Genomic DNA, 20,660 nt, shown 5'->3' on the forward strand with positions numbered 1-20,660 from the left:
AATTATCTAATTTTTAACCTTATTTTATTAAGGTTGTTTACCGATATAAGCTAAAATACCACCATCAACATAAAGAATATGGCCGTTAACAAAATTTGATGCTTCCGATGCTAAAAATACGGCTGCACCAGCTAAATCATCAGGAGTCCCCCATCGGCCTGCCGGTGTTTTAGCAATAATGAACTGATCAAATGGGTGACGAGAACCATCTGCTTGTTTTTCACGTAATGGCGCAGTTTGAGGAGTGGCAATATAACCAGGACCAATACCGTTACATTGAATATTGGCATGACCAAATTCAGAACAGATATTTTTGGTTAACATTTTTAAACCACCTTTAGCCGATGCATAACCAACAACCGTTTCACGGCCAAGTTCACTCATCATTGAACAGATGTTGATAATTTTGCCACTTCCTTTTTTGATCATTGAAGGAAGGACTGCTTTTGCCATAATAAATTGACCTGTTAAGTCGATATCAATAATTTTACGATAATCAGCCGCACTTGTTTCAAGCATTGATTTACGTTGAATAATACCAGCATTGTTGACTAAAATATCAATCACACCATGTTCTTTTTCAATTTGAGCAATCGATTTTTCAACAGCAGCTTCATCCGTAATATCAAATAGATAGCCATGGGCATCAATACCAGCTGCTTTATAAGCATCAAGTCCTTTTTGTAAATTTTCAGGCACGACATCATTAAATACGATTTTCGCTCCGGCACCGGCTAATGATTTTGCTATCTCAAAACCGATGCCATAAGAAGCGCCCGTTACCAGCGCTATTTTATTGTTGAGTGAAAATTTATTTAAAATCGACATAATTATATTCTCCGTTATAGTTATGATAGACAAAAAGGTCTATCACATTTCTTCTAATATGTTAGCTGGCACTTTGGTTAAATAAAGTGCAGGTTCATCTTGTGCATCACATGAATATAAAACGTATTTATTATCAGGTGAAAATGATGGATGAGGGTGAGTAACTTGACGATCACCATCTAAAACTCGCCATGTACTATTATGCTTAACCAACTTATGAGCTGTTTTTGTTTTAGGTGCTAAAATATAAAGCCATGGATCATTTTCAATTTTATAGCCACTTGTATCAATTACATCTACAGGACTGCCTGTTCCATCACCAATATAAAGTGTGCCATCAAAATTACTCATTAAGTGCGAACAAGCTGGCATCTCCATGATTTCTTTATCTTCATCAGTTACCGGATTATAAAGACGAATATATCGTTCTTGTTGCCCTTTCATATAAGATACATAAGCTAATCCAGAACCATCTGGAACCCAAAATTCATGAGTGCAACTTTCACCAGGTAAATTATCATGCGCTTTTCGTTCATTTTTACCATCACGATCAACCAACCAAATTCTTGCATCAACTAAATCATGAGGACCTTCATGGCAAAATGCGATAGTTTTATCATCAAAAGGTCTAAAAATTGGGTGACCTAGCCATACATTCTGATCAATAACTGTTTTAGCTACACCTGTTTCTATATCAATCTTGATTAAACGGCAGTGTGGATTCTTATCATAAAATGCTTTAAATATTGTCCAATCGGTAAGTGGCGTCCAATCTTTTTTATCAATTTCAATTCCAACAATTTCATTACAATCACTATTAGCAACCCATGTGCCATAACCAACCCATTCATCAGGAACAGTATAAACATTTTTTTCTTCTAACGTTTCAAGATTAACTTGTTGTAAGTTGCGTTCATTTTTAACATAGTATAAAAATTTATCATCTGGTGATAAAAAACCACCAAAAGTATTATCGCCAGGTCCTTCAGTAAGTTGTTTTGCTGTTTGTTTTTCAATATCGAGTAAATAATAGTTACGATGAGTATCAAATTCACCAGCAAAAAGTAATTTTTGACCATCATTGGTAAAACATTTTTGATAAAAATAATTACGGTGGCATAAAATACCTTCTGGCGTTAACCGAATAATTTCATTTTTTGAATCTTCATCTGTAAATGATGAATATGATAGCCTTACGATATTCCCCTTAGCCATATGAACTCCCTGAATATAAATATAATTAAATGTTTAAAAGATTTTCATTTATTAAATATAGTAATATAAAAATTAAGACGTTTTTGTGACTTTCATCACATTGCAATAAATTTATTAAAACATCGTTTTATTTTAGTTAAAAAAATTGATATATTTTTGGGTAGGATTATAATGAAAACGAAATGTACTAATATGCAATTAGTTATTATTTCTATCAAAATAGAGGAAAATCATGAAAATAGCACTAATGAACGAATTTAGCCAAGCTGCTAAAAATCCAATTATTTTAAATGAATTAAAAAACGCAACTGAGAAATATGGACATACTGTTTTTAACGTTGGCATGGATGGCGACAATGATAAAAAATTAACTTATGTTCATTTAGGTATTATTAGCGCTATTTTATTAAACAGTAAAGCCGTTGATTTTGTTATCACAGGTTGTGGAACAGGACAAGGCGCATTAATGGCGTTAAATGCATTCCCTGGTGTTAACTGTGGTTATTGTATTGAACCTACTGATGCTTATTTATTTGCACAAGTAAATAATGGTAATGCGCTATCACTTGCTTTTGCTAAAGGCTTTGGTTGGGGTGCAGAACTCAATGCTCGTTATATTTTTGAAAAAGCATTTGATGGCGAAAAAGGATTGGGTTATCCACCTGAGCGTCGTGAATCTCAAAATGCTAATGCTGTAATTTTAAATGATATGAAAAATGCAGCAGGAAAAAGTTTAATTGATGCATTGAAATCAATTGATCAATCATTACTTAAAGATGCGATCAGAGGTGAGCGTTTCCAAAAATGTTTATTTGAAAATAGTCAAGATCCTGAAATAACCAATTACATCAAAAGTTTAGTAGCTTAATTTAGAGTTTACTACATCCTTCAATTTTGTGCCATTTCAACTTAACTGGTGAAATGGCTCAAATCACTATTTTTAATCGTTTCTAACTTAATAGAATAAATTCTAATGTATTTTTCATTAACAAATGATTAAACCAATTTAATTTAAAAATGGAGGAATGAGATTGCTGATTGAAAAGATTAAAAGTGCTAAATCTTACTAGATCTAGCACTCTATTATTTTAATTATTTAGCTTTATTTTTTTCGATTAGCGTTTTTAGCTCTTTTGGTAACACTATATTACCGTTTTTATCTCGAGTGATTTTAAAGTCACTATTTCCTTTCCATAATTGATTGCTGGTTACAGATTTAAAATCTTTACTTTTAATCTGTGGTCCAAATGAATCTTTTATCGCTGATTGCCAGCTATCACGAATAGAATAATTGTGTTCAAAAATGACCACTGGTTTTAAAAATTCATAAGGATTAGCACGTAAAATATAATTATACCTCGCACTATTGATCGAAATATTATTATTCATGATATAAGAACCAGTATTAAAATTATCAGTAAAGCCATCCATATTATTATTTAAGGAAATTGAATTGATAATTTTATGATTTACCGGTTGACCTTCTGCTCCTAATTTAAAGCCATTACCTATACTCCCTTTAGCAATATTGGGTTTTGAAAAAGGAAAACCGTTTGAATATGTAACAGAACTATCAATTAATACCGGATCATTTGGGCCATCTTCAATCTTGTTATAAAGATCAAAACCATCATCAGTATTATTATGAGCAATACACCCTCTAAATACATTCCCTTTACCAACACCCAATTTAGCGGCAAAACCATCAGCATTTTTACCTGATTTATCCATATTATTATAAGAATCAGAGTTAAGAATTAGGTTATAAGATGGCCAATAAATTCGATTTTGATTTTTCTTTTTAGCTGAGATTGCCAAACCGGTATCACTATTATTACGTGTAATAACTTGATCAATCACATTATGACTGCCGGAAATTCTTAAATAAGCTGGTTTATTATCTTTATCATCAATATTTCCATCAAAGATAACCTGCTTAATAGCCCAATAGTTGCTATCTAAATTAAACGTAGTGTTAATAAAAATCGCTTTATGCTTATTAATGGCTTGTATGGTTTTTAATTTACCGGGTAATCCACTTAATTGAGCCGGAAGAGTTATGCCGTCATAATAACCATCCATCAAATGAATAACACCGCCCGGTTCAACGCTATTAACAGCCGTTTCGAAATCAACCGGTGATTGTTTGGTACCTTTATTATCCTTTTTACCTTCTGGCGAAACAATAATATTAGATAAATTTTCAATCGATGATTTATTTAGATTAATTGTAAAAATTTGAGTATTATTTTTAGCATTATCAGTAAACTCAACAGTAAAGGTATTAGTTCCATCTTTTAGCTGAGCTGGAAACTGTAATAACTTACCAACTTCCGCATTCAACGTTTTATTAATTTCTTTAACAAATACGGTACCTGAAGTATTTGGGAAAAATTGTAATGTATAATTTTTACTATATACATCATTCGGTGATGATAAAATTAACGTTGGTTTAATATCAACAATTACCTCAGGTTTAGCGGGTAATTTATCATAATCAACCGTTATATCACTGAGGGTTAATTTAGAATTTTTGAACTCAACTTTTGCGTTTCTAGAAGCAAAAAAGCCGACATAAATATTTTTGTTATCTTGTTGATTTAAGAATCCCGAATAATCATTGGTTGCCCACTGTTTCTCTTCACCAGTCGCATTATTTTTCATCGATAAGATAAATTGATCTGCCGTTCTGGTCATTGTTAAATGCATACTTTTAACATCAACATAATTAACATTTTCAACATAACCAACTTTCTCAATTGATATGCCTTCATTACCCCATGCTTTTTTTACACCATCACGTACTAAGCCGGTTACTTTTACTAAATTATCATTTTTTTGATTTTGAGTAATTAATGCATTCATTATTACATTTGAAGCATTTGGAAACTCCTCATAACCAGCCGGCTGAGGATCACTTCTAGCTACGCCAATAGTATCACGAGCAAATAAACCCACCGCTTCTTGAGCGGCAGGCGTTTTTCCATCCACTTCAGGTCCTATTTGCTCTAAGGTAACATCGCTTTCTAAAGTAAAAGTTTGATTAACGGGTAATTGAGTATAAAAAACCACCATTCCATCATGCGAGTTAGCAATTTTACCGCCACGACTCTCTAAATAGAAATCTGACGGTAATTGATAAGGTTGATTTGGAACTAAATAATCTTTTTGACCAGCAATCCATGCATTATTGGTTCCCACTTTTTCAGGCTTGATAAGTGAGGCAAAATTTAAGTCAGTCGATTGGCCAAAAGCTATCGCTTTCCACTCTTGTGCAGAAGCTGCGCTAACATAAAGCGAAGACAGACAAAGTATTGAAGTTAATATTTTTTTCATTATGGGTCCTAACATTTTTGTTTATTTCAATAATTCTAAAGCTTTCCACTACCGACTAATCGTCCATAGTTTTTACTAAATTGCTTAATATCATCCACGCTATATTGATAAGGCACAGACCAATTCAAATTATCAACAAAACCACATGATGATAATTTCAACTTAGATTGATTAAATAGAGAATTATTATCCCGAAGGTTATCACCTTTAAACTGTTTAGCTACTTTGCAGTTATCTTTTAAACCATCAATCATAAATTGATTATTTTCCGAAAGCACACTACCTTTATAGCCTAAGCCAATAGAGTATTGATATGGGTATACAGTTTTAGATTTATTAACCGATCCTTTAAACAGGTTGTTATACATGTGGATTTTGCCAAACCTTACTCTTGGTGCGCGTTGAGTGATGTCTAAAAAAACATTATGATGAAGCGTGATATTTAACTTATTCTCATCCTGATCAGCATTTTTATCACTATGGCCAATTAACATAGTCTTATCATGGTTTTCAAATAGACAATAAGAGATAGTAATGAAATCACTACCACGCTTAATATCCAATAAACCATCATGTTGTACATATTTCCAGCCATCTTTTTCCTGGTACATATCATCGGTAAATTTACCATCAGTTAGAGTGACATGATCAATCCAAACATAAGTTGAGGTAATAATATTTATCCCATCCCATTCAGCATTCCATCCATCTCCCTCTTCAAATTTTGGCGCAACATCAATTGGTGCTTCAATTTTTAAATTTCGAATAATGACATTATTTACTTTAGACAACATAAGTGAACCATTGATAAAACCAGCATTATTACCAACACCAATTAATGTGGTGTCACTAGGAATTTTGATCAACGAACGAGATTTTTGATCATCAAAGTCTTTGTAAGGTTTGCCTTCACTAATATCTATAATCCCAGAGACTTGAATAATACGAGGCTGATTTTTATTGATCGCAATCGCATCTAAAAGATCTTTTTTGTTATTCACCATAAAGATCATTTTTTCATTTGCTTTAGCGCCACCGATCGTGCCCGTATTTGTCGCTAAATCATAACCACCAAAACCGTCTCTAGGTGCAACATCACGAGCTTCTCTAATTTTGATAGGGGACGGAGATAATGCATGACATTCAGCAATAGATGAATTAATTGCTAAAGGAACTAATAGCGCAATGATTAATTTTTTCATTTAACAAATACCTTTTTATTAGTTAATCTGAGTTTGATCGAAAGTAATTCCTTGCTGTAACCAAGGATCGTTGTTTATGGCATTAGCAATAATTTTGGCGATAGCTAATGCGCCTTTTTCTTGAAAATGCGTAGCATCAGGATTGTTAATCACGCCAGAAGTTTGATTTTTATAATAAGGATATTTAGGATCATTAGGATCCACAGCTAACCAGTAAGACTGCCAGTCATCTTTGTGTTGGTTGGCAAAATCAATACTAAATGACTCCAAATCAATTAAAGCAACTTGATTAACTTTTGCCGTATGTTTAATCGTATTCGAATAATCTCCCCAATAAGCAAAACCTGGTTTATTGGCGGTATAATGCGTATGACTAACAGGATTAGTATTTTGATAAGCAATGTTATTATTCTTATCTTTATAACGGGTGACTGGTGTCATTAAAATTGGCGTCATATCCAACGCTTTTGCCACAGCGAGATAACCTTCTAAAGAGGATTGGAATGACATATTTTCTTGCGTTGATGGATACTGTTTTTGGTTATTATCATCATTAGGATAAGTGCATAAATTAGCAACATCCACTTTACCTCGTTTCGGATTGTTACCGTTACATTTTTCATCATTATGTCCAAAAGCGATGATCATATAATCGCCTTTTTTCATTAAAGGGATCAGTAAATCGAACCATCCTTCAGTTTTGAAACTACGGCTTGAACGGCCTGACTGTGCGCCATTGATGACAACCGTATCAGCCTTATCATCAATAAACTGATCAAAAACTTGGCCCCATCCCATTCTTGGATAAACTTTTTTATCATAGTTGGACGCAGTCGAATCACCTAAAATAAAAATACGTTGCTTAGCATTTATATTTCTTTCTTTTTGCTTAACTGCCTGATCATAATCAAAAGGTGAATCTTGGCTAATGGGTCTTAAACGCATATCAAACAATACAGTACCACTTACTTTACCAGTAGAAGAATCGTATCCACGATTAAAGTACATTACATTAAGTAGCTTGTTAATATCTGGATTTTCGGTGGTAAGTGGATCAAAAGAATTAGCAATAATACCTACTTGGCGTAATGCTTTATCAAACAGCAAATGATAATTTTTATAAGCATGGCTTAATGCAGCATCATCTATTGAAAAAGATAATTGATTATCAGTAAATTGTTCTGGGCCTAGAAGATTGATTTGTTTAGCTAGTTCACTAGTTAAAAAATCAGTTAATGGATTAATATTAACAGTATTTTTTTCATCTTTTTGTAAGGTATGAACGTATGAAACCAAACAATTACCGTTACACATTTGCCCTTCATCCGCTTTTCGGGCAAGTGAGTTTTCATTACTAAAAACAATTAGTGGTGGAGTCAGTTCAGAAACATCTTGTTGATAAAACCCATCGCTATTAGTCGCCGTTTTTAAAATTTTATTATTCACATCACGGACTATCACCGATGAAACAACTGGTTTATTAACATAAACATAACCTTGTATTACAGTACTTGCCAATACTTGATTGATTGAAGTGACAACCAATAAAAATCCGAAAAAAATTTTCTTTATCATTTTTTCACCACTAACTGTTTTTAACACTTTTATCGATTAAAATAAATAAGATAATCCTAGTGCTAACTTAGCTTCCCTTGCGTCAGAATGAACACTTTTTGCCACATCTTCTGCAGCAAAGTTAACTTGCCAAACTTTGGTTGCTTGCCAATTTATATCCAGTTCTTGTTGATAATCATGCTTTTTATCATTGTGTAATACATAGTTCCCTTTTAAGTATGAGAAGCGATAGCCAATGTTCCAATCAGGAGTTAGATTAATATCAGTACCTATATCAAAACGATTGCGCGCTCGATTATCGACATAACCTTGAACACTATCTTCGCGTTTACTTCTTGAAACTTTGCGATATTCAAATCGATATTGGCCATAAAAAGATAGATCATCACTTTGTAACCAAGTCAATTTTAAAGCGGGAGAATAACGAACACCTGGACGTTGTGAATCACTTACATCACCTAACTGATAATGGGGTAAGTTTTCTTTACTTTTAGCTTTATAACCACCACCTGAATAGAATCTAACTTCCATATTTGGTGTTAGTACCCAATTATCAGCTAAATAAAAATTGTAACCTCCATAAATTTGATAATGACTAGAAACAATATCATCAAAGAATAATCTATTTTTTAATTGGTTATAGGTATTTACACTTAGACCAACATAGCCTTTCTTATCAAAATCTGTATAAAGACCAAAACTATCACCATGGTAATGTGAAGTTAAACCATAATGATGCGCATATTTGAAATAGGTTTTATAAGCGAAATTAGAATCTTTGCTATTTGATTGACCGAATGCGTAATTGAAACCAACTTTAAACTTAGCTTGTCGAGTATTTGTGGTTTTATTTTTCGATACATCAGAAATGGAAAAATAAGGACGGAACAATTTTGAATAATTATAGGTAATTTTAAATTCTTGCTCATAATCAGTTTTTTTATTGTTATAAGCTTTATATTCATTTTTAGAAAAACCTTTTTTCAAGGCTTTATAAGAATTGTTAGTATAATCACCAAAATAATAGTTAAAGGTATAGGCAAAGTTAAATGCTTTTATACCAGAATACATTAATGCCCAATCTAAACGATTCCTTCCTGTATTACTACTAGCAACATATTTAACTTGTTTGCCAGCTATTTTGGCTCTTTTATAACGTTCAGCGTGAGATATTTTTTTCCATTCATAGCGATATCGAAAACTTGTTGACCAATCACTATTAATTTTATAACTATATTTCAATCCTGGTTGATAAAGAGTTGAATCTTTGCTGAAACCTAATTCTAATGATGGAATAATCGATCCCCAGCCATCATCAAGCGTAAATGTTTTTTGAATAACAACACCACCCGATCCACCTTGCATATCATCATATAAAACATCACGTTTGTTTCCACCACCCTCAGTAACACCAAATTTAAATTCATATTGCCAACTATCGTCAGTTTTATGAATTAACTTAATTGTATCCCCATGAATCCTATCCATAGATTTCCAGTTATGTTCATATTGAAAAGTTGTTTGACCAGCAAAAGAATAAATAGGAAAGGTAGACAGAAACATTAAAAGCGGTATTTTTTTTAATTTAAATTGACTCATTATTGTTTTCCTAAATTTTTAAATTTATTTTTGAAATACTGTTTTATATTTTTTATTATTTTATTAATTTTTTCTGTTAATAAGATCACAGTTTCAGAAAACAATTCAAAAAAAACAATAACTACATGATATATTTAATTTTTATTTAAAATAATATTAATATATATACCTTAAAAATCAAAATAATTTGTTACCAACGTCACATTTCTAAAAAAAAATTAAAATTAATTTGTATAAATTTAGTATTATTTCAATAATAATTTTAAAACAGTATTTCATAATTATTAAAGGAAATAGATTTATGGCTGATAATCAGAAAAAAATAACCACACTCACTCGATTTTCGTATGGTAGTGGTAATTTGATAGGAAGTGGTGCTCTAGCAATTAGTGCCGCTTGGTTACTATACTTTTATACAACATTTTGTGGACTTTCGGCATTTCAAGCAACGTTAATTTTTTCTATAGCTACCTATTTAGATGTAATTTTAAATCCACTAATGGGTTTTATTACTGATAACTTTAACCATACAAAACTTGGACGTCGATTTGGTCGCCGTCGATTCTTCATCCTATTTGCTATTCCATGTATGATTATTTACCCATTACTTTGGGTAGATGGGATGAATTTCTGGTACTACTTAACTACTTATATTTTATTTGAATTCATCTATACCATGATTATGATTCCATATAATACTTTACCGGTAGAGATGACTAAAAACTTCGATCAAAGAACTTACCTAGCTGGTTCCAAAGCGATGTTTGGTAAAGTAGCAAACTTCTTAGCTGCAGCTATTCCTGGTGTATTTTTCTATCTATTTGATGGTAAAGACTCTCCACTACCATTCTTATTAACAGGTATTACTTATGCATCTATTATGGCGATAGCACTAATTTTTCTTTATTTTAATAGCTGGGAAAAATCAGTTGATGAAATTGAAGATGAAACAACTTCTGGCCTTTGGGAAAGTATTGTTAAATTATTTTCAGATGTTTTTTCAACTTTCCGTTTAAAAACTTTTAGAAACCATTTAGGTATGTATCTATTTGGCTTTGGTGCTGAATGGTTATTTGCGGCAACATTTACTTATTTCGTAGTATTTAACTTAGGCCAACCAAAAACCTTTGTCTCGCAAATGAACAGTTTAAGTAGTATCTGCCAATTAATCTCAACCGCCTTTTTCATGGCTTGGTGTGTAAAACGTGGATTCAAAAGACCATTTGTTATTGCAATATTGATAGTAATATCTTCGGTAATCGGCTATATCGGTGTCTACTACTTTAATATGCCTCATGTTACATGGATTGTAATTGGTATTACTATTTGGTTTGGATTAGGAACGGGTGGTGTTTATTATATTCCTTGGAGTGTATACACATTTTTAGCAGATATCGATGAAGTACTAACAGGAAGACGTCGCGAAGGTATTTATGCTGGTGCTATGACCATGGCCGGTAAATTAATGCGTGCAACTATCGTCTTTGTCTTAGGTATTGTATTGAAATATTCTGGTTTTGTGTCTGGCGTAGATGCTGTTCAACCAGAGAGTGCCGTTACTGCAATTAACTTAGTATTAATCTTCGGTGTGTGTGGAATGGCACTATTAGGTATCTTCTTCACATATCGTATGAAATTAGATAAATCGACTCATGCACTTATTATTCAAGAACTTGATAGATTAAAAAATGGTGGCAAAAAACAAGATGCAACACCAGAAATAAGAAGTTTAGTTAAAGAGTTAACAGGCTTTGAGTATGACAACTGTTTTGGTAATAATAATGTAGGCTTTAAACAACACCACTAAACAAAAGTAATATAATTAAACTTAAAATCATCTAATCTAAACAATTAGATGATTTTTTTATATTAAATTAATCCAAACTTTTTCAATGCTTTCGCTATGCCATCATTATTATTGGTATCAGTGACATATTCAGCTTTTTCTTTTAGCTGATCAACCGCATTGCTCATTGCTACAGGATGGTCAACGGTTAGGAACATTTCAAAATCATTCATACCATCACCAAAGGCATAAGTAGGTACGTCATTAAAACCTTTAGTTTTTAATAATTCTTTAATGCCATTACCTTTAGAACCGCCATGATTAAAAACATCAACACAATAATGTGTATTACGGATAAACGTCAATTCAGGAAAAACTTCTCTATAAGGTGATTCGCCTTGTTCACAAAGCAGTAATAACATTTGAATCGGTTCTTTTAAGTAAATTTGATCATCAACAGGAGGTACTTGTTGTTTTAAAGAAGTATAGAATTTTTGAGCAGGAAGACTATTTTCACTCACTCGCATAGTCTTATAGCTATAGAAAGATAATGGAATATTCATCTTTTCTCTTGAATATTCATATAATCGAGTAATGAGATTTTTATCAATATTGTTTGTGAAAACGACCTCTTTTTCATAAATAACTACTTGGCCATTCATACCAATAATAGAATCTATACCAGTATCCCTCATCAAATCAACCGCTTCAGGTGGTGTTCTACCAGTTGCAATTATTGGTACAATATTATTTTGTTTTAGTTTTCTAATTGCATCATAAGAACTAGGTAACACATCTATATCTTTATTAAATAAGGTTCCATCTAAATCGAAAAAAACAATAGCTTCAGGTTTCTTTTTCATTTCATAAATCCAAAATATGTTTAATAAAAGGAATGGTTAATTTGCGTTGTTGAGCTAACGTAGCTACTTCAAACTCTTCCATTAAAGAAAATAAAGTTCGCATATCGCGATTAACACGTTTTAACAAAAATAATCCAACTTCCGTTGATAGTTCAAATCCACTTAGCTTAGCCCTAAGTTGTAAAGCTTTTAGTTTATCCTCATCACTTAACTCTTTTAACTGATAAACTTGCCCCCACGTTAACCTTGATACCAAATCAGGTAGTATAAAAGGAACTTGTTTTGGAGGAGCACTGGCAGTTATCAATAATTTACTAACGTTTTTTTCGGTTAAACGATTAAAAAGATCAAATATTGCTTCTTCCCAATCACGATGACCTGCTATCGCATCAATATCATCTAAACAAACCAAATCATAATTATCTAAACCTTGTAAAATCTCAGGTACAAGTAGAACATGTTGTTTTAAAGGAATATAGCTTGCTAACTTATTTTGACATGAAGCATGTAATAGATGAGTACGACCAGCGGCACTTGCTGACCATATATAAAAGACGTTGAAGCCTTCCTTATCAAGTAAGGTTTGCAAAGATTCAAACAATAATTGATTATTACCTACATAAAAACTATCAAATGTTTCGTTATTAGGTAATATAAAAGGTAAAGGCAACTGTGAAAGAGTAATAAAATAACCTCACAATAAAAATATAATCTTACTAAGTATAAATTTGCTTTTACAAAAATCAATCACTTTTACAGCAAACAAATAAGTTAACGAAAGTAACTATCAAAAATTAATATATCAATCCTAAAAAACTAAATAATAACCTAATTAAAAATTCATTTAGATATAGAAATTAATCCATTTTATTATTATCTAATACTTAAAAAAATATTTTAACCTTTTCCTAAATAGCTTTTAATAAGTACTATTATTTTAAGTGATGATGGTACTGCCACCTCACAGCACTTCCGAATTAAAAGAAATAAATACCTATAATCCTACTTTTAAACATTAGTTATATTAGCTTTCTACTAAAAACACCAATATCTTTTAGAAAAATCTCTTTTTCAGGTATTTTAAAAAATTAATAAAATGATAATTAATTACCCTATTCTTAGGTATTTTTAAAATTTAAATTAATAAAATTAATGTCGCTAAGTATGATCAAAGATCATATTTCGAACTTTATAATGATCATTAAAACTCATAATTACATTTTTATTGATCATAATATTTAAGATGTATAACTTTTTTAACCAAAATGATCTAAATAATTAAGATTAAATTATAGACAATAAAAGATAAAATTTAAGCAAACAAATTTATTTTTTGTGGATAACTCTGTGATAAACCCACTATATAAGCTGTTATAATCATATTAATAACCTTAAAAGGAAAAAAGGTTGTGGATAAAAATAAGAGTTATAAACAGGATTAACTAAAAAAAGATCCGATCAATTAACAGCATTAGACGATCATTAAGATCCTATAAAATAATCATAAAAAAGAGTTATCAACAAAAATGATCCAAACTAATAATAGTAAAAATAAAAAAGATCACAAAAAGATCTTATTTAATTTAAATGATGATCAAAATAGATCATTTGACGTAATAAAAAAGATGAGTAAAATTCCTTACGCTAAATAAAACCAAATCACCTGATCAAAATAATGATCATCTATCTGTAAAATAAAAAACGAGGCTTTATATGTTTTATCCAGATCTTTTTGATGTCATCGTCGTTGGTGGTGGCCATGCCGGAACAGAAGCAGCAATGGCATCAGCAAGAATGGGCCGAAAAACATTACTTTTAACCCATAATATCAATACGTTAGGACAAATGTCATGTAACCCTGCTATTGGTGGTATTGGTAAGGGACATTTAGTAAAAGAAATTGATGCAATGGGTGGATTAATGGCACATGCTATTGATCTTTCTGGGATCCAATTTAGGATCTTAAACAGCAGCAAAGGTCCTGCTGTAAGAGCAACACGAGCTCAAGCGGATCGATCTTTATATCGTAAAGTAATACGAACAACCCTTGAAAACCAAGAAAACTTAATGTTATTTCAACAATCAGTTGAAGACGTGATCATTGAAAACGATCAGATCACGGGTGTGGTTACACAAATGGGTGTTTCATTTAAAGCAAGATCTGTTGTATTAACTACTGGCACTTTCTTAGATGGCAAGATCCATATAGGACTTGATAATTATAGTGGTGGTAGAACGGGTGATCCTGCTTCGATAGGTCTTTCCAAATCGTTGCATCAATACCCATTTAGAATGGGTCGTTTAAAAACAGGAACGCCACCTCGTATCGATGCTAGAACCATAGATTTTTCTAAATTAGGTACACAATACGGTGATGATCCTGTGCCTGTATTTTCATTTTTAGGTGATGCTAAACAGCATCCTAGACAGATTCCTTGTTATATAACAAGTACTAATGAAACCACACATGATATTATTCGAAACAGCTTAGATCGTAGCCCTATGTATACAGGTGTTATTGAAGGTGTAGGTCCACGATATTGTCCATCAATCGAAGATAAAATAATGCGTTTTGCTGATCGTAACTCGCACCAGATCTATTTAGAACCGGAAGGTTTAGACAGTAATGAAATTTATCCAAATGGAATATCAACAAGTTTACCTTTTGACACACAATTAGCTTTTGTTCGCAGTATGAAAGGACTAGAAAATGCCAATATAGTCAGACCAGGTTATGCGATTGAATATGATTACTTTGATCCTCGTGATCTCAAACCAACTCTTGAAAGTAAAGTGATCAAAGGCTTGTTTTTAGCAGGACAGATCAATGGTACTACAGGTTATGAAGAAGCCGCTGCTCAAGGTATGCTGGCAGGATTAAATGCAGCTCGTTTTGTTTATGATCAAGATCAATGGTATCCAACGCGTGAACAAGCTTATTTAGGGGTTTTGGTTGATGATCTTTGTACTTTAGGTACTAATGAACCTTATCGTATGTTTACTTCACGAGCTGAATATCGCTTAATGTTACGTGAAGATAATGCAGATATTCGTTTAACAGAAATTGGACGACAACTTGGAATGGTTGATGATTACCGTTGGCAACGTTTTAACGAAAAATTTGAAGCTATTGAACAAGAAAGAGCACGTCTTCGTGACATTTGGGTTCATCCTCACATTGAAACAATTGATGAAGTTAATGCGGTATTAAGCGCTAACCTTACCAAAGAAGCCAATGGAGAAGAGCTGCTTAAACGCCCTGAAATGAGCTACAAAACTCTACAATCCCTGTCTTTATTTGCACCAGGGCTAAGTGATGATCAAGCAGCAGAACAAGTTGAAATTCAAGTTAAGTATGACGGCTATATAAAACTACAAATTGAAGAAATAGAAAGACAAAAACGAAATGAGGAAACTCTTATACCTGAGCATATAGATTATGCTGAAATATCAGGGTTATCTAACGAAGTTGTTGCTAAATTAAAACAACATAAGCCGGTTTCAATTGGTCAAGCTTCACGTATTTCAGGTATTACACCAGCTGCAATTTCAATGTTATTAGTTTATTTAAAAAAGAAGAACTATGTTAAAAAAGAAACTCATTAATCTTATTGATCAAACGGATCTTTCAATCAATTGTCAGCAAATTGATCAACTGATCAATTACGTTGAAATGCTTAATAAATGGAATAAAGCTTACAACCTAACAGCGGTACGTGATCCTAATGAAATGTTAATAAAACATATTATGGATAGCTTAGTTGTTTCACCTTATTTAGTTGGTAGCACGTTTATTGATGTAGGTACAGGCCCTGGATTACCAGGGATTCCTTTAGCAATTATCAATCCAGACAAACAATTTGATCTCGTTGACAGTTTAGGTAAGAGGGTTCGTTTTTTAAAGCAAGTTCAATTTGAATTAAAGCTACCAAATATTCAACCAATTCAAAGCCGTATTGAAGAATATAATCAAAAAAAATTTGATGGGGTAATAAGCCGAGCATTTGCTTCTTTACAAGATATGTTAACCTGGTGTAAACATCTTCCTAATGAACAAGGATTATTTTATGCGTTAAAAGGCAGTGATCTTGATCCGATCCCTGAAGGATTTACGCTTAAACAAGATATAAAACTTACCATACCTGAATTGAATGCTGAAAGACGATTAATGATCATTGAATAAAAAACAAATTGATCTAATCACTTTTTAGATCAATTTTTACGTCTTTTCAAATAATCCTTAATACCATCAACTATGGCTTTAGAAACTTGATTTTGGAAGGCTACTGTTTTAAGTTTTTGCTCTTCAGCTATATTACTAATAAAGGCTGTTTCAACTAAAACTGATGGAATATCTGGTGCTTTTAACACTGCAAAACCTGCTTTTTCTATCGATGGTTTATGTAATTTATTCACATTTTTCATTCGATTTAAAATAGCACTTCCTAATAATACACCATTAGAAAGGGTTGTTTTTTGCACTAAATCTAAAATAGTGTTATCTAAATATTTATCACCACTTCGGCTAACACCACCTATTTGGTCTGCATCATTTTGAGTTTGCGCTAAATAACTTGCAGCAGAACTACTAGCTCCACGTGTTGATAAAGCAAATACAGATGACCCTCTAACAGATCGACTCGCAAAAGCATCAGCATGGATAGAGACAAATAGATCCGCATGTAAAGATCTCGCTTTCGCTACTCGAACTTTTAATGGAATAAAAACATCTTCATTACGAGTCATATAAACTTTTATATTTGGTTCTTTTTTTAGCAAACTATATGTTCGTCTGGCAATTTGCAAAACAATATCTTTTTCTCGTGTTCTTTTGTAGCCAATCGCACCAGGATCCTCACCACCATGACCAGGATCGAGCATAACAATAACAGGCGAGTTTTTATTTTTATTCGTTGGCGATTTTATTTGCGCTTGTTTTTTATTTAGATCCCCTTTTTGATACTCTTCTAAAAGAGCAAGTAAAGGATCATCATTAGCTGTAGCCGGTTTAGACGGATAAAGATCAACGACTAATCGATGTTTAAATTCAGCAATCGGTGGTAATGTAAATGTATTAGGATCAATACCCTGTTTTAATTCGATCATAATACGTACAGTTTTAGGATCTAACTGTAATGCACGTATAGATTTAATAAAAGGATCACGGCTTAAAACTTTTGTCGAAACGGCTTTTAATATTGGATTTAAATTGAGATTATCAATATCAATCACCATACGATCAGGGTTATATAATTGTGCGCTTTTATAATTAAGCTTAACGTTTGATTCTAACGTTATTCGTGTATAGGTTGATGAAGGCCAAACACGCACAGCCACAACTTGAGCCATTGCCGCAGCAAAGCCAACTCGTGTAACAGATAATAGACAAGTAGCAATAATGCCTTTGATCAAAAAGCGCTTTGTTGGACTAAAAGTTTTCGACATACCTAGACACTTTTATATTAGTAATATTAATAGGCCAAGAATAATAGCATAAAATAAAACGATATTAAAAAGAATGATTATCATAATCAGTTGTTTTTTCGATAGATTAATTACTAATTAGACATTATTTTCTAAATAAAGCATATAAATATAGTTTTTTATATTAATTATAGACCCTACAATCACAAAGGATTACAATATGGCACGCTAAAATCACGGATTTAAACCCGTTTTCATTTTAACAATTAAATATAGCTGAGTTATTGATGAGCAAAAAATTACATATCAAAACTTGGGGTTGCCAAATGAATGAATATGATTCAACAAAAATGGCAGATCTCCTTGAATCCACCCATGGTTTAACTTTAACAGAAAATGCCGAAGAAGCAGATATTTTACTATTAAATACTTGCTCTATTCGAGAAAAAGCCCAAGAAAAAGTCTTTCATCAACTAGGCCGTTGGAAAAATTTAAAACAACATAACCCTGATATCATCATTGGTGTAGGTGGTTGCGTAGCATCACAAGAAGGTGCACATATCCGTAAGCGTGCTCCTTTTGTTGATATTATTTTTGGACCACAAACTTTTCATCGTTTACCCGAGATGATTGAACAAATTCGTAGTGGTAATGGCCATCATGTGGTTGATGTTAGTTTTCCTGAAATTGAAAAATTTGACCGTTTACCCGAACCTCGCAGTGAAGGTCCAACAGCTTTTGTTTCAATTATGGAAGGATGTAATAAATACTGTACTTATTGTGTGGTACCTTACACCCGTGGTGAAGAGGTGAGCCGACCTTGTGATGATGTAATTTATGAAATAGCTCAACTTGCTGAACAAGGTGTACGCGAAGTTAATTTACTGGGTCAAAATGTAAATGCTTATCGAGGGCCAACTTTCGATGGTGATATTTGTTCTTTCGCTGAACTACTACGCTTAGTTGCTGCTATTGATGGTATTGATCGCATTCGCTTTACAACCAGCCATCCAATTGAATTTACTGATGATATCATCGATGTATATCGTGATACGCCAGAACTGGTTAACTTTTTACATTTGCCGGTACAAAGTGGTTCTGACCGAGTGTTAAATTTAATGAAACGCACTCATACAGCAATTGAATATAAATCAATCATTCGCAAATTACGCAAAGTTCGTCCTGACATTCAAATTAGTTCAGACTTTATTGTTGGATTCCCTGGTGAAACCCAAGAAGATTTTGAACAAACCATGAAACTCATTGCTGATGTTAATTTTGATTTAAGTTATAGCTTTGTCTATTCAGCACGACCAGGTACACCTGCTGCTGAAATGGAAGATAACGTTTCTGAAGAAGAGAAAAAACAAAGGCTCTATATTCTCCAAGAACGAATCAATCAACAAGCAATGCAATTTAGTCGTCGCATGTTAAATACTGTGCAACGTATTTTAGTTGAAGGCCCTTCTAAAAAGGATCTTATGGAATTAACTGGACGAACAGAAAATAATCGTATTGTTAATTTTGAAGGTAGTCCGGATATGATTGGTAAATTTGTTGATGTTGAAATTACCGATGTTTATCCTAACTCATTGCGTGGTAAAGTAGTAAGAACAGAGGATCAGATGAATTTACGTGTGAGCGAATCACCAATATCGGTCATCTCTCGTACCCGTAAAGAAAACGATTTAGGTGTGGCTATCTATCAACCATAATTAAATAATGATTGAAATAATAATATATAACATGTTGATAAATTTTGGCTCAAAAGAACGTGTTTAAAATAAACGATTTGGGGACATATCTTTGAATATTACGACATATGAAACAATGCTTGAACCAGCAGATAATCAGCGGCTTAATAGTCTTTGTGGTCCTTATGATGACAATATCAAACAACTTGAACGACGATTAGGATTAGAAATAAACCATCGGGGTAATCAATTTGCTATTACTGGCGATACAATTTGTGCAAAAGCGGCAACTGAGATTTTACAATCGCTGTATAAACAAACTAAAGTAAAAGACAGTATTGTCGATATAGAACCAGAGCAGATACATTTAGCTATTAAAGAATCAGGTGCGTTAGAAAAAGCTAATGAACACGCACCTAGTTATGTTGATCTGCATGGTAGCAAACAAGTGATGATAAAGACCAAGCGAGGAGTAATAAAACCCCGCACGCCTAATCAAGCACAATATATTGCTCATGTATTAGATTATGACATCTCTTTTGGTATCGGTCCTGCTGGTACAGGTAAAACCTATTTAGCTGTAGCTGCCGCAGTTGATGCACTTGAAAAACAACAAGTTAGACGAATTGTATTAACACGCCCTGCAGTTGAAGCCGGTGAAAAATTGGGTTTTTTACCAGGTGATTTAAGCCAAAAAGTCGATCCTTATTTGCGTCCGCTTTACGATGCTTTATTTGAAATGCTTGGTTTTGAAAAAGTCGAAAAACTAATTGAAAAAAGTGTGATTGAAGTTGCACCGTTAGCTTATATGCGTGGGCGTACACTCAATGATGCATTTATTATTCTTGATGAAAGCCAAAACACAACGATAGAACAAATGAAAATGTTTTTAACGCGCATTGGTTTTAATTCTAAAGCGGTAATAACGGGTGATATAACCCAAATAGATTTACCTCGTCATCAAAAATCTGGGTTACGTCACGCAATAGAAGTATTAAATGAAGTTGAAGATATTAGTTTTAATTTTTTCAAGAGTGAAGATGTAGTTCGCCATCCTGTGGTAGCTAGAATTGTTAATGCTTATGAAAAATGGGAACAAAAAGAACATCTATAAACAGAATTTAGAGGAGTTAGATTA

General features: G+C 32.6%; 15 protein-coding genes. 6 read left to right on the forward strand and 9 right to left on the reverse strand.

Annotated features, from left to right (window positions below):
• Positions 1–27: 27 nt before the first annotated feature.
• Both J3U27_RS03695 and J3U27_RS03700 read right to left on the reverse strand, forming a co-directional pair.
• On the reverse strand, positions 28–822 hold the full coding sequence (locus tag J3U27_RS03695) for a gluconate 5-dehydrogenase (protein WP_065735277.1): 795 nt from the start codon (positions 820–822) through the stop codon (positions 28–30).
• A 48-nt stretch (positions 823–870) separates the two neighbouring features.
• Positions 871–2,043: an oligogalacturonate lyase family protein gene (locus J3U27_RS03700; protein WP_065561894.1), complete on the reverse strand. Its 1,173-nt coding sequence runs from the start codon at positions 2,041–2,043 to the stop codon at positions 871–873.
• Between the two features lie 232 nt (positions 2,044–2,275).
• Here J3U27_RS03700 and J3U27_RS03705 point away from each other — a divergent pair, with 232 nt between their 5' ends.
• Positions 2,276–2,911: an RpiB/LacA/LacB family sugar-phosphate isomerase gene (locus J3U27_RS03705; protein ID WP_267376848.1), complete on the forward strand. Its 636-nt coding sequence runs from the start codon at positions 2,276–2,278 to the stop codon at positions 2,909–2,911.
• 224 nt (positions 2,912–3,135) lie between these two features.
• Here the strand turns inward: J3U27_RS03705 and J3U27_RS03710 are convergent, their stop codons facing one another.
• The 4 genes from J3U27_RS03710 to J3U27_RS03725 are packed head-to-tail and all read right to left on the reverse strand — an operon-like array spanning position 3,136 to position 9,755.
• Positions 3,136–5,379 (reverse strand): right-handed parallel beta-helix repeat-containing protein, encoded by a 2,244-nt coding sequence (locus J3U27_RS03710; RefSeq protein ID WP_267376849.1) that lies wholly within the window; start codon positions 5,377–5,379, stop codon positions 3,136–3,138.
• Between the two features lie 35 nt (positions 5,380–5,414).
• Positions 5,415–6,581, reverse strand: coding sequence for a pectate lyase family protein (locus J3U27_RS03715; protein ID WP_267376850.1), 1,167 nt, complete (start codon positions 6,579–6,581; stop codon positions 5,415–5,417).
• Positions 6,582–6,599: 18 nt separating this feature from the next.
• Complete coding sequence (locus J3U27_RS03720; RefSeq protein ID WP_220225488.1) at positions 6,600–8,156, reverse strand: SGNH/GDSL hydrolase family protein; 1,557 nt, start codon at positions 8,154–8,156, stop codon at positions 6,600–6,602.
• A 36-nt stretch (positions 8,157–8,192) separates the two neighbouring features.
• Positions 8,193–9,755, reverse strand: a complete 1,563-nt coding sequence (locus J3U27_RS03725) for an oligogalacturonate-specific porin KdgM family protein (protein ID WP_267376851.1) — start codon at positions 9,753–9,755, stop codon at positions 8,193–8,195.
• Between the two features lie 301 nt (positions 9,756–10,056).
• Here J3U27_RS03725 and J3U27_RS03730 point away from each other — a divergent pair, with 301 nt between their 5' ends.
• The gene (locus tag J3U27_RS03730; RefSeq protein WP_267376852.1) at positions 10,057–11,562 is read left to right on the forward strand and encodes an MFS transporter; all 1,506 of its coding nucleotides are present in this window, start codon (positions 10,057–10,059) and stop codon (positions 11,560–11,562) included.
• A gap of 62 nt (positions 11,563–11,624) precedes the next feature.
• On the opposite strand, the gene J3U27_RS03735 is transcribed toward J3U27_RS03730, so the two are convergent.
• Positions 11,625–12,404, reverse strand: coding sequence for a Cof-type HAD-IIB family hydrolase (locus tag J3U27_RS03735; protein ID WP_065561887.1), 780 nt, complete (start codon positions 12,402–12,404; stop codon positions 11,625–11,627).
• A 1-nt stretch (position 12,405) separates the two neighbouring features.
• A complete protein-coding gene (hda, locus tag J3U27_RS03740) occupies positions 12,406–13,089 on the reverse strand; it encodes a DnaA inactivator Hda (protein ID WP_065561886.1) in 684 nt (227 codons plus the stop codon).
• Positions 13,090–14,117: 1,028 nt separating this feature from the next.
• Here hda and mnmG point away from each other — a divergent pair.
• Together mnmG and rsmG are read left to right on the forward strand one after the other, a co-directional pair.
• Entirely contained in the window at positions 14,118–16,010 is a 1,893-nt protein-coding gene (mnmG, locus tag J3U27_RS03745; protein ID WP_267376853.1) for a tRNA uridine-5-carboxymethylaminomethyl(34) synthesis enzyme MnmG, read from the forward strand.
• Positions 15,988–16,587: a 16S rRNA (guanine(527)-N(7))-methyltransferase RsmG gene (gene rsmG / locus J3U27_RS03750; RefSeq protein ID WP_267376854.1), complete on the forward strand. Its 600-nt coding sequence runs from the start codon at positions 15,988–15,990 to the stop codon at positions 16,585–16,587. The genes mnmG and rsmG overlap by 23 nt, the downstream gene beginning before the upstream one ends.
• A gap of 29 nt (positions 16,588–16,616) precedes the next feature.
• On the opposite strand, the gene J3U27_RS03755 is transcribed toward rsmG, so the two are convergent.
• Positions 16,617–17,849, reverse strand: coding sequence for an N-acetylmuramoyl-L-alanine amidase (locus J3U27_RS03755; protein WP_267376855.1), 1,233 nt, complete (start codon positions 17,847–17,849; stop codon positions 16,617–16,619).
• Positions 17,850–18,115: 266 nt separating this feature from the next.
• Here J3U27_RS03755 and miaB point away from each other — a divergent pair, with 266 nt between their 5' ends.
• Positions 18,116–19,543 carry a tRNA (N6-isopentenyl adenosine(37)-C2)-methylthiotransferase MiaB gene (gene miaB, locus J3U27_RS03760; protein WP_220225482.1) on the forward strand — a complete coding sequence of 476 codons (1,428 nt, stop codon included), beginning with the start codon at positions 18,116–18,118 and terminating at the stop codon, positions 19,541–19,543.
• 91 nt (positions 19,544–19,634) lie between these two features.
• The gene (locus tag J3U27_RS03765; RefSeq protein WP_267330854.1) at positions 19,635–20,636 is read left to right on the forward strand and encodes a PhoH family protein; all 1,002 of its coding nucleotides are present in this window, start codon (positions 19,635–19,637) and stop codon (positions 20,634–20,636) included.
• The last annotated feature ends 24 nt before the right edge of the window (positions 20,637–20,660 follow it).

Source organism: Gilliamella sp. B2911, from assembly GCF_026536965.1.
GTDB classification, from domain to species: domain Bacteria; phylum Pseudomonadota; class Gammaproteobacteria; order Enterobacterales; family Orbaceae; genus Gilliamella; species Gilliamella apicola_E.

Excerpts from the sequence above, each read along its gene's own strand:
- J3U27_RS03710 (WP_267376849.1), bottom strand. The coding sequence starts at position 5,379 with ATGAAAAAAATATTAACTTCAATACTTTGTCTGTCTTCGCTTTATGTT.
- J3U27_RS03715 (WP_267376850.1), bottom strand. The coding sequence starts at position 6,581 with ATGAAAAAATTAATCATTGCGCTATTAGTTCCTTTAGCAATTAATTCA.
- J3U27_RS03730 (WP_267376852.1), top strand. The coding sequence starts at position 10,057 with ATGGCTGATAATCAGAAAAAAATAACCACACTCACTCGATTTTCGTAT.
- J3U27_RS03735 (WP_065561887.1), bottom strand. The coding sequence starts at position 12,404 with ATGAAAAAGAAACCTGAAGCTATTGTTTTTTTCGATTTAGATGGAACC.
- mnmG (WP_267376853.1), top strand. The coding sequence starts at position 14,118 with ATGTTTTATCCAGATCTTTTTGATGTCATCGTCGTTGGTGGTGGCCAT.
- J3U27_RS03725 (WP_267376851.1), bottom strand. The coding sequence starts at position 9,755 with ATGAGTCAATTTAAATTAAAAAAAATACCGCTTTTAATGTTTCTGTCT.
- rsmG (WP_267376854.1), top strand. The coding sequence starts at position 15,988 with ATGTTAAAAAAGAAACTCATTAATCTTATTGATCAAACGGATCTTTCA.
- miaB (WP_220225482.1), top strand. The coding sequence starts at position 18,116 with ATGAGCAAAAAATTACATATCAAAACTTGGGGTTGCCAAATGAATGAA.
- J3U27_RS03700 (WP_065561894.1), bottom strand. The coding sequence starts at position 2,043 with ATGGCTAAGGGGAATATCGTAAGGCTATCATATTCATCATTTACAGAT.
- J3U27_RS03755 (WP_267376855.1), bottom strand. The coding sequence starts at position 17,849 with ATGTCGAAAACTTTTAGTCCAACAAAGCGCTTTTTGATCAAAGGCATT.
- J3U27_RS03720 (WP_220225488.1), bottom strand. The coding sequence starts at position 8,156 with ATGATAAAGAAAATTTTTTTCGGATTTTTATTGGTTGTCACTTCAATC.
- J3U27_RS03705 (WP_267376848.1), top strand. The coding sequence starts at position 2,276 with ATGAAAATAGCACTAATGAACGAATTTAGCCAAGCTGCTAAAAATCCA.